The sequence below is a fragment of the Anoxybacillus tepidamans PS2 genome (assembly GCF_000620165.1).
Classification (GTDB): domain Bacteria; phylum Bacillota; class Bacilli; order Bacillales; family Anoxybacillaceae; genus Anoxybacteroides; species Anoxybacteroides tepidamans_A.
Window position 1 is genome coordinate 390,469 of sequence record NZ_JHVN01000001.1, and the last position, 14,196, is coordinate 404,664.

The following is a 14,196-nucleotide window of genomic DNA, read 5'->3' on the forward strand; positions in this document are numbered from 1 at the left end:
TTTCTAAATAAAAAAAGCCCTACTAAAGGGCATTATAGTCAATCTATGCGAACACGCATGTTATAATTTGGAATTGATTTAGTAAGCAGTTTGTATAGGCGGGCTTGTTCTTTTTCTCTTTGGCTATCGGACATATTGCGGCGGGTATGGACGGTGACCCACATGTCGTTACCGTTGATCCATACCGATCCCGGTTCATAATTTGTATATTTTCTAACAACCTGCACCGCCTTGCGAACATCGGCACGATTTGTTTCGCTTCCATGCGTTATGCCGATAAAATTCGGATTTTGATTGGTCTTCTCCGGATCGTCAAAGTGATTATATATCCGATCATAATTAGGCTTTGCTTCGTTTCCTGTCATTAACTTTCTTCCATTTTTATCTTCGTTCTGAGCGTGATATTGTGAATCCGTTGGGTTTATCGTACACGCTGAAAGAACGATAGCGAAAAGTAACGGCAGTACATATTTCATCATTCGTCGCCTCCCTGCCGTTATCTTTTCCAATCATTGAAGAAATATTGATGGAGGAATGTTCCATCATCGAGCAATACGCTCATTTGCTGTTTCGTGATGATGCTGCATTTCCGGCTTGTCAGGCACTTCATGATGATGACGGCAGCGCGGCTCGTATGATTCGCTTGCGCCGACTAAAATGATAGGATCGTGATAAGAAGCCGGTCTGCCATTAATTAATCGCTGCGTGCGGCTTGCTGGGGAACCGCATACAGTACAAACTGCCTGAAGCTTCGTAACCGATTCAGCAATGGCCATAAGAGTCGGCACCGGACCAAACGGCTCGCCGCGAAAATCTTGGTCAAGTCCAGCCGCAATAACACGATAGCCCCGATCAGCTAACTTTTGCACAATTTCGACAATTTCTTCATCGAAAAATTGGACTTCGTCAATTGCGATGACATCTGTCTGGTCTGAAATATATTTCGATATTTCGCGTGCTGAGGCAACAGGAGTCGCGATCACCGATGTGCCATTATGCGATACAACCGCTTCTTCGCTATAACGGTTATCGATCATCGGTTTAAATACTTTTACTTCTTGTTTCGCGAACGTTGCACGGCGGATGCGGCGAATCAATTCTTCTGATTTGCCTGAAAACATGCTGCCGCAAATCACCTCAAGCCAGCCTGACTGTTTCATTACATACATCGGGGCTTCCCCTTTCTTTTCCAACCTTTACGAAAAAACAGGCAAGTGAAAAATTTTCGCTTGCCTGTTTTTTGTGTTTATTAATGGACGGTCATTATTAGCGCAGCGTAAATCAATTATGCTGCCTTCGATTTTTTATTTAAGGCCGTATTTTTTGTTGAATTTATCAACACGTCCTGCAGCAGAAGCGAATTTTTGACGTCCTGTGTAGAATGGATGGCACTCAGAGCAAATCTCTACTCGCACTTCATCTTTCACAGAACCGCTTTCGAATTCGTTTCCGCAAGCACATTTTACCATGACTTTTTTGTACTCAGGATGAATTCCTGCTTTCATTTCTTTTCATCTCCTTCCGCCCTGAATCATTTCGAAACAGAGTTTCTCTATCGTTGTGAGTCATTTCTCACCGTTTAACAAAACACACATGACAAAATTATAGCAAGGGTGCCTTTGTTTTGCAACTGGTTATTTTTTTATTCCCACAGTTTTCCATTCCTCATCTAACATGCTGAAAAATTCCTCGTTTGTCTTTGTTTGGCGAAGCTTATTTAAGAAACGGTCAGTAAAGTCCGGTGTGTCTGACATCGTTTTTCGAATAGTCCACAACTTTTCTAAATGTTCTTTTGGAATAAGCAATTCTTCCTTGCGCGTACCGGAGCGGCGAATATCAATAGCTGGGAAGATTCGCCGTTCAGCAAGCGAACGGTCTAAATGCAATTCCATGTTTCCAGTTCCTTTGAATTCTTCATAAATGACATCGTCCATGCGCGATCCGGTATCGACAAGTGCTGTTGCTAAAATCGTTAAGCTGCCGCCTTCTTCAATATTGCGTGCTGCTCCAAAAAATCGTTTCGGTCGGTGGAACGCGGCTGGGTCGATTCCCCCGGAAAGCGTGCGTCCACTAGGCGGAATGACTAAGTTGTAGGCGCGTGCAAGGCGGGTAATGCTGTCCATCAAAATAACAACATCACGCTTATGTTCGACGAGACGCATAGCGCGCTCTAATACAAGCTCAGCCACCTTAATATGGTTCTCCGGCACCTCATCAAATGTAGAACTTACAACGTCCCCCGCAACTGAACGCTCGATATCTGTAACCTCCTCAGGACGTTCATCAATAAGAAGAACGATAAGCTCCACATCCGGATGATTCGTCGTAATGCTGTTAGCAATTTCTTTCAAGAGCATTGTTTTTCCTGCTTTTGGAGGGGCGACAATCAGTCCGCGCTGTCCAAAACCAACTGGGGCGATCAAATCCATAATTCGCGTCGATAATTTATCGGATGTGGTTTCTAATTTCATTTGGCGGTTCGGATAAAGAGGAGTTAGTGCAGGAAAATGAACGCGTTCTTTGGCAATTTCCGGGTCTTCCCCGTTGACCGCTTCAACATGAAGAAGTCCGTAATAGCGCTCATTTTCCTTTGGAGGACGAACCTTTCCAGAAACTTTATCCCCATTTCTTAAATCAAAGCGGCGAATTTGCGATGCAGAAATGTAAATATCTTCCGAGCTCGGTGAATAGTTGATTGGACGCAAAAACCCAAAGCCTTCTGATTGAATGATTTCGAGCACGCCTTCCATAAACAATAGTCCATCTTGTTCTGCCTGTGCTTTTAAAATAGCGAAAATAAGCTCTTTTTTTGTGAGTTTGCTGTAGTAAGAAATTTTATATTGCCGAGCCAGTTCATACAGCTCTTTTAGTTTCATATTTTCTAATACCGAAATTGTTAAGTCCATTTCGACACCACACTTTTACTATTTTTCGTTTTCTCCCATGTATACCAAAAAGGGTTTATGAAATAAGTTATGGATGGGATGAAAGAAGGTCATGAAGGTTTACAGTTTAAGAAGCAAAAATCGCAGAGCTTATTTTATGTACACACAGCATGACTATTTTACCCTTTTTCCTGTTTTTTAATCAACACATTTTTATTTTATTGCTCTATATTAAGAAAGAAGCGAGGGAGATATTGCATCTGCGCCTCGCTTACATCGTTTATGGTTTGATGACTAAGTTAGGTTTTTTCTTCAAGCTATGGCGTCCATCTATAAAACGAACCGTTCCTGATTTAGCTCGCATGACAACTGAATGAGTCTCCCCGTAAGATCCTTTAAATTGCACTCCTCGTAGCAACTCACCATCAGTAACTCCCGTTGCAGCAAAAATCGCATCATCACCTTTTACTAAATCTTCCATGCGCAATACTTTGTTGACGTCGAGCCCCATTTTTTTGCAACGTTCTAATTCGGCATCATTCTGCGGTAACAGCTTTCCTTGAATTTCGCCGCCTAAACATTTGAGTGCAACGGCCGCCAGCACTCCCTCCGGCGCACCGCCCGAACCAAACAAGATGTCAACACCAGTATGATCAAATGCTGTATTAATCGCTGCTGCAACGTCTCCATCATTAATAAGTTTAATGCGAGCACCAGCCTCACGCAATTGGGCAATAATATGTTCATGGCGCGGACGGTTTAGCACGATAGCCACTACATCTTCAATATCTTTGTTTTTTGCTTTAGCAACCGCTTTCAAATTATCAATAATTGGTGCATTAATATCAATCATGCCAACAGCTTCCGGTCCAACCGCAATTTTATCCATATACATATCAGGGGCGTGAAGCAGGTTTCCATGATCAGCTACAGCTACTACAGCTAACGCATTCCATCCTCCCGAAGCGACAATGTTTGTTCCTTCAAGCGGATCCACAGCTACATCGACACGCGGTCCATAGCCGTTTCCAAGCTTCTCACCAATATATAACATCGGTGCTTCATCCATTTCCCCTTCCCCGATGACGACAGTCCCTTTCATCGGGATCGTATCGAACACATCGCGCATAGCCGATGTAGCCGCGCCATCCGCTTCGTCCTTTTTCCCCCGCCCCATCCAGCGGGCAGCAGCTAATGCAGCTGCCTCAGTCACACGAACAAGTTCCATTGATAAACTTCTTTCCATTGTAACTTCTCCCTCTCCCCTTAGTTGTCTAAGAATTTTGCATTTGTTCGATTTCTTGATCAGTCATTTTTTCCCGCCAAATTGTTGCTCCTAACCCTGTCAGTTTCTCGACAAGACGGCTATATCCGCGGTCAATATGATCAATGCCAGTGATTTCCGTTAATCCTTCCGCCATTAAACCAGCAATGACAAGCGATGCACCAGCCCGCAAGTCACTTGCCTTCACTTTCGCTCCTTGCAACGATACAGGGCCTGTCACAATCGCCGAGCGTCCTTCAACCTTAATGTTAGCATTCATTCTGCGCAATTCGTCAATATGCTTAAAGCGCGCATTGTAAATCGTGTCAGTAACGACGCTCGTCCCATTTGCTTTTGTTAATAGAGACGTAAATGGCTGCTGCAAGTCGGTTGGAAATCCAGGGTAAACAAGCGTTTTGATATCTACCGCTTTCATTTGGGACGCACCCATTACCAATATTTGATCATCATTTGTTTCCACATGTACGCCCATTTCGCGCAATTTCGCTGTCAGCGACTCCAGATGTTGAGGAATAACATTATCAATAATCACTTCTTTGCCCATCGCTGCTGAGGCGATCATAAAAGTTCCAGCCTCGATTCGGTCAGGAATAATAGAATGACGGCATCCAGATAATCGCTCTACTCCGTCGATGCGAATGATATCTGTTCCAGCACCTTTAATTTTTGCACCCATATTCGACAAGAGTGTTGCGACATCAATAATTTCTGGTTCTTTAGCGGCATTTTCAATAATAGTGCGTCCTTTGGCGAGCACAGCTGCCAGCATAATGTTAATGGTCGCCCCTACGCTCACCACGTCTAGATAAATGCGGGCGCCGTGCAATTCATCCGCACGCAGGTAAATAGCCCCTTGCTCATTTGTCACCTTAACTCCTAATGCTTCAAATCCTTTAATATGTTGATCAATTGGGCGCGGGCCTAAATGGCAGCCACCGGGCAAGCCGATGACCGCCTTTTTAAATCGCCCGATCATTGCCCCCATCAAATAGTAGGAAGCGCGTAGCTTTTTTACTCTCCCGTTTGGAAGAGGCATCGACACAATATTTGTCGGATCAATTGTCGCTTCCTTGCCGTTAAAATGAAACGTGCCGCCAATTTCTTCAATTAATTCTCCCAATACACGAACATCTGAAATATCCGGCAACCCTTCAATTGTCACTGGCGAGTCAGCGAGAATCGTCGCTGGAATTAATGCAACAGCACTATTTTTTGCCCCGCTTACCCTCACCGTTCCTTGCAAAGGGTCGCCTCCGATGATTTTTAACTTTTCCATTATAGTCTCCCTTCCAGCGAAGATGCCTTGCACTTGCGCGAATTTTAAAGGAAACATTTACAGTTTAGACAAAAATGGACGATTTCTATCGTTGTTTTTGCTGATTCCAGTCAGCTAAAAATTTTTCGATTCCTTGATCGGTAAGCGGATGCTGGAACAATTGCATTAACACTTTGTAAGGAACGGTCGCAATATGCGCGCCTCTTAATGCAGCTTCCGTCACATGAAGCGGGTGGCGGATCGAAGCGGCGATAATTTCCGTATCGATGCCGTGAATATCAAAGATGTTGGCAATCGTTGAAATGAGCTCTAAGCCATTATGACCGATATCGTCGAGGCGGCCAAGAAACGGCGATACGTATGTTGCTCCTGCACGTGCTGCTAACAACGCTTGGTTTGCTGTAAAAATAAGTGTAACGTTCGTTTTAATTCCTTTTTCACTAAACACTTTAACTGCTTTAAGCCCTTCTGGTGTCATCGGCACCTTAATTGTAATATTCGGGGCAATTTTCGCTAACTCTTCCCCTTCCTCGATCATTCCTTTTGCGTCTGTGGAAATAACTTCAGCGCTCACTGATCCCGATACAATAGCAGTGATTTCACGAAGGCGGTCATGAAAAGAAATATTTTCTTTCGCCACAAGGCTCGGGTTTGTCGTTACTCCCGCCAAAACCCCTAATTCATTCGCTTTTTTAATCTCTTCTAAATTAGCCGTATCAATAAAAAACTTCATCGACTTATCCTCCCAAATGACATTGTAAGGAAATGAAACAAAACCGCTCGTTTCAGCGCGCGGCCAAAACGATGCGGCTATGCGATTACAACGCTTTTCCTGAAGAACCGAACTCGCGCATTTTGCCGATAACCGTTGCTTTAATCGCGTCGCGTCCCGGACCGATATATTTGCGCGGATCGTATACTTTTTCGTCTTTTGCCAATATTTCACGAACGACCTTTGTGAAAGCTATTTGGTTTTCTGTATTGACGTTAATTTTTGAAGTGCCAAGCGAAATAGCACGTTGAATTTGTTCTGTCGGAATGCCAGTGCCGCCATGTAATACAAGCGGAACATTCGTTAAGTCACGAATAATTTCCATTTCTTTAAAACCTAATTTTGGTTCTCCCTTGTAAGGGCCGTGAACAGAACCGAGGGCAGGCGCTAAGCAATCAATGTCTGTACGTTTCACAAGCTCTTCGCACTCTTTCGGGTCAGCATAGATAATACCGTCAGCAACAACATCATCCTCTTGTCCACCGACTGTACCAAGTTCTGCCTCTACCGATACGCCACGTGCATGAGCATATTCGACAACTTGTGAAGTAATTTGGACATTTTCTTCAAATGGATGATGAGAGGCGTCAATCATAACAGATGTAAAACCAGCATCAATAGCGGCTTTACACTTTTCAAAGCTAGAGCCATGGTCGAGGTGAATCGCAACAGGAACAGAAATATTCATATCTTCCATTAAACCTTTGACCATGTTGACAACTGTTTTAAAGCCGCCCATGTAGCGAGCCGCTCCTTCTGATACGCCGAGAATAACTGGAGACTTCTCTTCTTCAGCAGCAGCTAAAATGGCTTGTGTCCATTCCAAATTGTTAATATTAAACTGCCCCACCGCATATTTTTCCGCCAACGCTTTGTTTAGCATTTCTTTCATTGACACTAAAGGCATGATAAGATCCTCCTTACTCATTAGACTTCGCCCTTCACAAAAAGGGAGGCTATGCGTAGCATCGCCGAAATGAGCCAAAATATGTATAAAAGAAAGGCGTGCTTCGTTCTTACGTTATAAGCATACCAACTTACGAACGAAACAGCAACATTATGGGCCTGTTCGAATTTTAAAAAAGTTTGTTGAAGTTATGCTGAAATATATTTTTTGACCGCCTCGCGCAGCTCATCAATATCAAACGGTTTGGCAAAATGCATAATCGCCCCTAGTTCCTTTGTTTCTTGGATCATATCAAGCTCGCCGTATGCTGTCATGATAATCACCTTAATGTATTGATTCATCGCTTTAATTCGTTTTAATATTTCAATGCCGTCCATGCCAGGAATTTTCATATCTAACAATACTAAATCCGGTTGGTGCTTTTGAACAATTTCTAACGCTTGTACTCCATTGGCTGCCTGAAAAGTTGTATAACCTTCCCTTTGAAACACTTCATTTAATAAAATTCGGATTCCATATTGATCGTCAACAATTAAAAGCTTGTTCCCCATCTGTTATGCACCTCTATTCTTTGTTTTCCTATCTGTAATAAATTCGCATTTTGTTTTATTTTTCCTTCCTTTTCTTATACGATTATCAATAAATAACATACAGTAAAATGGTTGTTTTCCTAAACAAATGAAGTATACTGTAATCGTTAGAAGGAAGGTGAAACAATGAAGATTTTTATGACACAATTAAACGGCTATTTAAAAAAACTGGCTGAAGAAGAAGACATAGCTATCGAAGATGGAGCTCGGTTGCTTTCTCAAGCGATTATGGGTGCTGGACGCATACTTATCCACGGGTTTGATGAGATGGAAGCAGTCGTCCTTGAAGCAATAAAAGGAAAAGAAACATTGCCAAAAGTAGAGAGATTAATGGAAAATGGACAAGTTCGCACTGACATCGACCACACGGACCGCGTTCTCCTTATTACACGTTTTTCAAATGATGAACGGGCCATTGCATTGGCCGAGCAATTACAAACACTAGGAGTTGCCACTGTAGGTATTTCGGCCGCTATCAATGGAGAAGAACAGTCCCTTGTTGACGCAGTCGACATACATATCGACAGCAAACTCACAAAACCGCTCATCCCGAAAGACGATGGTACACGGTTCGGCTTTCCAGCTGTTATGACGGCACTGTTTGCTTATTATTGCTTATTTTTTACAATTATTGAGATTTTGGATGAGTATAATCAATAAGGAAAGGACGGTCTCGGGTCGAAGCGAGACCGTCCTTTCTTTCTATTAGCGCTGTAGCGATGCCTTAACAAACTCACGGAACAGCGGCTGTGGTCTTGTCGGGCGCGATGTAAATTCCGGATGGAATTGCGCTGCCACAAACCAAGGATGATCTTTCAACTCAATAATTTCAACTAATCGGCCGTCTGGACTTGTACCAGAGAAAACAAATCCATGCTGCTCCATGATTTGGCGGTATTGATTGTTAAATTCATATCGATGGCGGTGGCGTTCATAAATCACTTCATCCTGATATGCCTCATAAGCGAGAGTACCTTCTAATAACTTACACGGATACAATCCTAAGCGAAGCGTTCCGCCTAAATCTTCAATATCTTTTTGCTCTGGCAATAAATCAATCACCGGATGAGACGTATTTGGGTTAATTTCCGATGAATGAGCATCTTCTAATCCAACAACATGGCGGGCAAACTCAATCGATGCTAACTGCATGCCAAGACAAATTCCGAGAAACGGTACACGACGCTCACGCGCATAGCGGATTGCCTCGATTTTCCCTTCAATTCCACGGTCGCCAAAGCCGCCTGGAACAAGAATGCCATCCGCATCCTTTAATAATTCCTCTACATTTTCGCGGTGAACATGCTCGGAATTAATCCATTTAATTTCCACTTCCGTGTCAAAAGCGTATCCAGCGTGGCGAAGCGCTTCAACCACTGAAATATAAGCATCTTGTAATTCGACATATTTTCCGACAAGCGCAATTTTTGTTTTATGTGAAAGGTTGCGTACTTTCTCAACAAGTGCTTTCCATTCAGTCATATCTGCTTCTTGGCAGGTAAGTTTTAAATGCTCGCAAACGATTTGATCCAGTTTTTGTTCTTGAAGCATTAATGGAACAGCGTATAGCGTATCAGCGTCACGAGCCTCGATGACCGCTTTTGGATCAATATCGCAAAACAGAGCAATTTTATCTTTCATCTCCTGTGACATTGGCATTTCAGTGCGAACGACAATGACATTTGGCTGAATGCCTAAGCTGCGAAGTTCCTTCACACTATGTTGCGTCGGTTTTGTCTTCATTTCGCCAGCTGCTTTAATATATGGGACGAGCGTACAATGAATATACATGACATTTTCTCGTCCAATATCGCTTTTAATTTGGCGGATTGCTTCTAAAAATGGTAGCGATTCAATATCACCAACTGTTCCGCCTATCTCAGTAATAACGACATCCGCGTTCGTTTCCTTTCCAGCCCGGAACACCCGCTCTTTAATTTCATTTGTAATATGTGGGATGACTTGTACTGTACCCCCTAAATAATCACCACGGCGTTCTTTTTTTAATACAGTAGAATAAATTTTTCCAGTTGTCACATTGCTATACTTGTTCAAATTAATGTCAATAAAGCGCTCATAGTGACCTAAATCCAAATCCGTTTCTGCCCCATCATCCGTAACGAATACTTCCCCATGTTGATATGGGCTCATGGTCCCTGGATCGACGTTGATGTATGGATCGAACTTTTGAATCGTTACATTCAATCCGCGGTTTTTCAACAAACGACCTAATGATGCCGCTGTAATACCTTTCCCTAATGATGAAACGACGCCGCCTGTTACAAAAATGTACTTTGTCATTTTGTTTCCCCCTTGCCGATATATATAACACTTAAAGTGTGCTCAAAGCTTTAAAATAAAAAACGCTCCACTTACATCTGTAAGGGAGCGATATGATTTATACATTATTTTTAAAAGAGCCCAAATAAGATTCTACATAGTTCATCATATAAAGTCAAGGGGATTGTCACTCTTCCTCTTCCTCTGCTTCATCCATTTCTAAAAGTTCATCGTCTAACTCTTCATCCCCTAAATCGAACTCATCGTCATCAATTAGTTCATCGTCAAATGTATCTGCCTCGTCAAGATCGAATTCGTCTTCATCAAGAAGTTCATCATCGAGATCGACATCTTCCTCGTCTTCATAATCATCGAGATCATCATAATCCAACTCTTCGTCATCGATGATTTCATCGTAGTCATCGTACTCATCAACCGCTTTTTTCTTTTTCTTCGGCTTAATCGTTGCGGTGACGTTTTCATCTTCCGTTTGATCATATGGGTACCAAGCACGCAAGCCCCAGCGGTTTTCCCCGATACAAATAAAGCGTCCATCAATATTCAAATCTGTATAAAATTGCGCAAGGCGCGTCTGTACTTCTTCTTCTGTTAAATTTGCTAGAGCAGCAATTTCATGGACAAGCTGTTGAAACGGCAACGCTTCCTTTTTCTCTGTCATAATAAGATAAGCGATTTCAACGAGCGACATTTCTTGTAATTCCTCGCGAGAGTATTGCTGCAAACTCAAATCCGGCACTCCCTTTCTATGTAATAAACTTCATCACCCAAAAAAATAAATAATTGCACTTAGAATAACATACCATTCATTATAAACAAATTCCTTTTGTTTATGCTAGTTCTGAATCAATAGTTTCTAAAATTTTTTCAGCGAAAAAGGGGCTGATCCAACACAAATGGATCAGCCTGCGATCGTTTGATTACATGTTGCGGCGATATTGACCGCCCACTTCATATAATGCTTTTGTAATTTGCCCAAGGCTTGCAACTTTGACCGTTTCCATCAATTCTTCAAAAATATTGCCGCCACTTACCGCTACATGTTTTAAACGCTTGAGGGCTTCCTCTATTTTGTCTTTATTGCGTTCCTGGAATGCTCGTAAATTCGCAATTTGCAATTCTTTTTCTTCGTACGAAGCGCGCGCCAGTTGAATGTTGTTGAGTTCTTCTTCCGATGGCGGATTCGGATTCAAATACGTATTGACGCCGATGATTGGCAGTTCTCCGCTATGTTTTTTCATTTCATAGTACATTGATTCATCTTGAATTTTACCGCGTTGATATTGCATTTCCATCGCGCCTAACACGCCGCCGCGATCGTTCAAGCGTTCAAACTCTTTTAATACCGCCTCTTCGACTAAATCGGTCAACTCTTCAATGATGAACGACCCTTGCAACGGATTTTCGTTTTTCGTTAATCCATGCTCTTTTGTAATAATGAGCTGGATCGCCATTGCGCGGCGGACCGACTCCTCGGTCGGTGTTGTGATCGCTTCATCGTACGCGTTCGTATGCAGAGAGTTGCAGTTGTCATGAAGCGCCATTAAAGCTTGAAGTGTTGTACGAATGTCGTTAAAATCGATTTCTTGTGCGTGCAAAGAACGGCCGGACGTTTGCACATGATATTTTAATTTTTGGCTTCGTTCGTTTGCCCCATATTTTTCGCGCATGACGACCGACCAAATGCGGCGAGCCACACGTCCGATTACCGTATATTCAGGATCTAAACCGTTGCTAAAGAAGAATGAAAGGTTTGGCGCAAAATCGTCAATATGCATGCCGCGGCTTAAATAATATTCAACATACGTGAAGCCGTTCGCCAACGTAAACGCGAGCTGTGTAATCGGATTCGCTCCTGCTTCGGCGATATGATAGCCGGAGATAGAAACGGAATAGTAGTTGCGCACTTTGTTTTTAATAAAGTATTCTTGAATATCTCCCATCATTTTTAACGCGAATTCTGTTGAGAAGATGCATGTGTTTTGTCCTTGATCTTCTTTTAAAATATCTGCCTGCACCGTGCCGCGCACTGTTTGCAACGTCCACGCTTTCACTTCTTCATATTCTACTTCTGTTAATGGACGGCCTAATTCTTGTTCTCGTTTTTCCACTTGCTGTTCAATGGCCGTATTCATAAACATCGCCAAAATAATTGGTGCCGGTCCATTGATCGTCATTGACACAGATGTCGATGGATGACATAGATCAAAGCCTTTATATAGCTTTTTCATATCGTCTAGCGTACAAACGCTGACGCCGCTTTCACCCACTTTTCCGAAAATATCCGGACGATATTGCGGGTCTTCCCCATACAACGTGACTGAATCAAATGCCGTGCTTAAGCGCTTTGCTGGATCATCTTTACATAAATAATGGAAACGGCGGTTCGTCCGCTCTGGCGTTCCTTCACCAGCAAATTGCCGCTTCGGATCTTCCCCTTGGCGCTTGAACGGGAATACGCCAGCTGTATATGGGAAGGAACCTGGTACATTCTCCTTATATACCCAGCGTAAAATTTCCCCATAATCTTTAAATTTCGGAAGTGCCACCTTCGGAATATCCAAGCCAGCTAAGCTTTTTGTTGTTAATTCCGTCACGATTTCTTTATCGCGAATTTTCGTAACAAACTGCTTTGCAGCATATTTCGCTTTTAACTCCTCCCACGAGGAAAGGATTTGTTTTGATTCTGTCGTTAGCTCGTTTTCATAGTGTTGTTTTAACGCTTCAAGCGATGTAAGCACCTCTTCATTTCGTTCGCGCTCTTTAACCGCTTCAATGGCCCCTTCGAGCTGGAATAAACGACGGGCGATGCTCGCTTGATGCTCGACCTTTTTATGATAGTTGCGTACCGTATCCGCAATTTCACGCAAATAGTAGCGACGGTCATTTGGGATAATGACGTTTTGTTTTTGAACGTCCGTTACCTTTTCAAGCGTTGTTGTCCAGTTTGTGCCCGCCTTTTTGTTAATTAAGTCCACTAATGCGACAAATAGCGTGTTCGTGCCCGGATCGTTAAATTGGCTTGCAATTGTTCCGTATACAGGCATTTCTGATAAATCTTTATCAAACAATTGATGGCTGCGCTGATATTGCTTTTGCACTTGGCGCTTTGCATCTTCAGAACCTTTGCGCTCAAATTTGTTGATCACGATTAAATCCGCATAATCGATCATGTCAATTTTTTCAAGCTGAGTCGGTGCCCCGAATTCGCTCGTCATTACATACATGGAAATATCGCACACTTCGGTAATCGCTGCATCCCCTTGCCCGATGCCGCTCGTCTCAACAATGATTAAATCAAATCCAGCCGCTTTGACGACTTGAATCGCATCTTGAATCGCGAGTGACAATTCGGAGCGCGAATTACGGGTCGCTAAACTGCGCATGTATACTCTTGGTGAATTGATCGAATTCATGCGAATGCGATCCCCTAAAAGGGCTCCACCTGTTTTTTGCTTTGTTGGATCAACTGATAAAATCGCAATCGTTTTGTCCGGAAGCTCGTTTAAAAAGCGGCGTACTAATTCATCGGTGAGCGAACTTTTCCCTGCTCCACCAGTTCCGGTAATACCGACGACCGGAACTGGCTTTGTTAATTCTTTTACTTTATCAAGAACATTATCAACGGCTACAGCAGCTTCTTTTACCATATCCATGCGATTTTCACACACAGTGATGAGACGTGCAATGGCCTGCACATCCCTATTTGGCAGACGCTCCAACTCGTCTGTAATCTCTTGAATTGTTGGGAAATCGCATTCTTCCATCATTACATTAATCATGCCTTGCAAACCAAGAACACGCCCATCCTCTGGTGAAAAAATACGGGCAATTCCATAGTCGTGCAATTCTTTTATTTCCCTAGGAATAATGACGCCGCCCCCACCGCCATAAATGCGGATGTGGGAAGCCCCTCTTTCTTTGAGTAAATCGTACATATATTTGAAGAATTCGACGTGACCACCTTGGTAGGAAGAAACAGCAATGCCCTGTACATCCTCTTGAATAGCAGCATTGACGATTTCTTCCGCGGACCGGTTATGTCCTAAGTGAATGACTTCTGCGCCGCTTGCTTGTAAAATACGGCGCATAATATTGATTGAGGCATCGTGGCCATCAAATAAACTAGAGGCTGTCACAAAGCGAACATGATGTTTCGGACGATAAATATGAGCCATCCTCT

Annotated in this window: 13 protein-coding genes; 1 reads left to right on the top strand and 12 read right to left on the bottom strand. The window is 43.0% G+C overall.

Annotated elements, in window-relative coordinates; translation table 11 throughout:
- Nucleotides 1–38: 38 nt before the first annotated feature.
- From N667_RS0102155 to N667_RS0102195, 9 genes are all read right to left on the bottom strand, one after another.
- The gene (locus N667_RS0102155; protein WP_232223871.1) at nucleotides 39–479 is read right to left on the bottom strand and encodes a hypothetical protein; all 441 of its coding nucleotides are present in this window, start codon (nucleotides 477–479) and stop codon (nucleotides 39–41) included.
- Between the two features lie 63 nt (nucleotides 480–542).
- Nucleotides 543–1,169 carry a thymidine kinase gene (locus N667_RS0102160; RefSeq protein ID WP_027408039.1) on the bottom strand — a complete coding sequence of 209 codons (627 nt, stop codon included), beginning with the start codon at nucleotides 1,167–1,169 and terminating at the stop codon, nucleotides 543–545.
- A 135-nt stretch (nucleotides 1,170–1,304) separates the two neighbouring features.
- A complete protein-coding gene (gene rpmE, locus N667_RS0102165) occupies nucleotides 1,305–1,505 on the bottom strand; it encodes a 50S ribosomal protein L31 (RefSeq protein ID WP_027408040.1) in 201 nt (66 codons plus the stop codon).
- Nucleotides 1,506–1,634: 129 nt separating this feature from the next.
- Nucleotides 1,635–2,906 (bottom strand): transcription termination factor Rho, encoded by a 1,272-nt coding sequence (gene rho, locus N667_RS0102170; protein WP_027408041.1) that lies wholly within the window; start codon nucleotides 2,904–2,906, stop codon nucleotides 1,635–1,637.
- 259 nt (nucleotides 2,907–3,165) lie between these two features.
- Complete coding sequence (gene glpX / locus N667_RS0102175) at nucleotides 3,166–4,131, bottom strand: class II fructose-bisphosphatase (RefSeq protein ID WP_027408042.1); 966 nt, start codon at nucleotides 4,129–4,131, stop codon at nucleotides 3,166–3,168.
- Nucleotides 4,132–4,159: 28 nt separating this feature from the next.
- Complete coding sequence (locus N667_RS0102180; RefSeq protein ID WP_027408043.1) at nucleotides 4,160–5,446, bottom strand: UDP-N-acetylglucosamine 1-carboxyvinyltransferase; 1,287 nt, start codon at nucleotides 5,444–5,446, stop codon at nucleotides 4,160–4,162.
- 85 nt (nucleotides 5,447–5,531) lie between these two features.
- Nucleotides 5,532–6,179 (bottom strand): fructose-6-phosphate aldolase, encoded by a 648-nt coding sequence (gene fsa / locus N667_RS0102185; RefSeq protein WP_027408044.1) that lies wholly within the window; start codon nucleotides 6,177–6,179, stop codon nucleotides 5,532–5,534.
- Nucleotides 6,180–6,264: 85 nt separating this feature from the next.
- Entirely contained in the window at nucleotides 6,265–7,125 is an 861-nt protein-coding gene (locus N667_RS0102190) for a class II fructose-bisphosphate aldolase (RefSeq protein WP_027408045.1), read from the bottom strand.
- 188 nt (nucleotides 7,126–7,313) lie between these two features.
- A complete protein-coding gene (locus N667_RS0102195) occupies nucleotides 7,314–7,676 on the bottom strand; it encodes a response regulator (RefSeq protein ID WP_027408046.1) in 363 nt (120 codons plus the stop codon).
- A 165-nt stretch (nucleotides 7,677–7,841) separates the two neighbouring features.
- On the opposite strand from N667_RS0102195, the gene N667_RS0102200 reads away from it, so the two are divergent.
- Nucleotides 7,842–8,375: a DUF2529 domain-containing protein gene (locus N667_RS0102200; protein ID WP_027408047.1), complete on the top strand. Its 534-nt coding sequence runs from the start codon at nucleotides 7,842–7,844 to the stop codon at nucleotides 8,373–8,375.
- A gap of 45 nt (nucleotides 8,376–8,420) precedes the next feature.
- Here the strand turns inward: N667_RS0102200 and N667_RS0102205 are convergent, their stop codons facing one another.
- From N667_RS0102205 to icmF, 3 genes are all read right to left on the bottom strand, one after another.
- Entirely contained in the window at nucleotides 8,421–10,016 is a 1,596-nt protein-coding gene (locus tag N667_RS0102205) for a CTP synthase (RefSeq protein WP_027408048.1), read from the bottom strand.
- A 166-nt stretch (nucleotides 10,017–10,182) separates the two neighbouring features.
- Nucleotides 10,183–10,743, bottom strand: coding sequence for a DNA-directed RNA polymerase subunit delta (rpoE, locus tag N667_RS0102210; RefSeq protein ID WP_027408049.1), 561 nt, complete (start codon nucleotides 10,741–10,743; stop codon nucleotides 10,183–10,185).
- Nucleotides 10,744–10,933: 190 nt separating this feature from the next.
- Nucleotides 10,934–14,191: a fused isobutyryl-CoA mutase/GTPase IcmF gene (gene icmF / locus N667_RS0102215; protein ID WP_027408050.1), complete on the bottom strand. Its 3,258-nt coding sequence runs from the start codon at nucleotides 14,189–14,191 to the stop codon at nucleotides 10,934–10,936.
- Between the last annotated feature and the right edge of the window lie 5 nt (nucleotides 14,192–14,196).

Excerpts from the sequence above, each read along its gene's own strand:
- N667_RS0102155 (WP_232223871.1), bottom strand. The coding sequence starts at position 479 with ATGATGAAATATGTACTGCCGTTACTTTTCGCTATCGTTCTTTCAGCG.
- N667_RS0102160 (WP_027408039.1), bottom strand. The coding sequence starts at position 1,169 with ATGTATGTAATGAAACAGTCAGGCTGGCTTGAGGTGATTTGCGGCAGC.
- rpmE (WP_027408040.1), bottom strand. The coding sequence starts at position 1,505 with ATGAAAGCAGGAATTCATCCTGAGTACAAAAAAGTCATGGTAAAATGT.
- rho (WP_027408041.1), bottom strand. The coding sequence starts at position 2,906 with ATGGACTTAACAATTTCGGTATTAGAAAATATGAAACTAAAAGAGCTG.
- glpX (WP_027408042.1), bottom strand. The coding sequence starts at position 4,131 with ATGGAAAGAAGTTTATCAATGGAACTTGTTCGTGTGACTGAGGCAGCT.
- N667_RS0102180 (WP_027408043.1), bottom strand. The coding sequence starts at position 5,446 with ATGGAAAAGTTAAAAATCATCGGAGGCGACCCTTTGCAAGGAACGGTG.
- fsa (WP_027408044.1), bottom strand. The coding sequence starts at position 6,179 with ATGAAGTTTTTTATTGATACGGCTAATTTAGAAGAGATTAAAAAAGCG.
- N667_RS0102190 (WP_027408045.1), bottom strand. The coding sequence starts at position 7,125 with ATGCCTTTAGTGTCAATGAAAGAAATGCTAAACAAAGCGTTGGCGGAA.
- N667_RS0102195 (WP_027408046.1), bottom strand. The coding sequence starts at position 7,676 with ATGGGGAACAAGCTTTTAATTGTTGACGATCAATATGGAATCCGAATT.
- N667_RS0102200 (WP_027408047.1), top strand. The coding sequence starts at position 7,842 with ATGAAGATTTTTATGACACAATTAAACGGCTATTTAAAAAAACTGGCT.
- N667_RS0102205 (WP_027408048.1), bottom strand. The coding sequence starts at position 10,016 with ATGACAAAGTACATTTTTGTAACAGGCGGCGTCGTTTCATCATTAGGG.
- icmF (WP_027408050.1), bottom strand. The coding sequence starts at position 14,191 with ATGGCTCATATTTATCGTCCGAAACATCATGTTCGCTTTGTGACAGCC.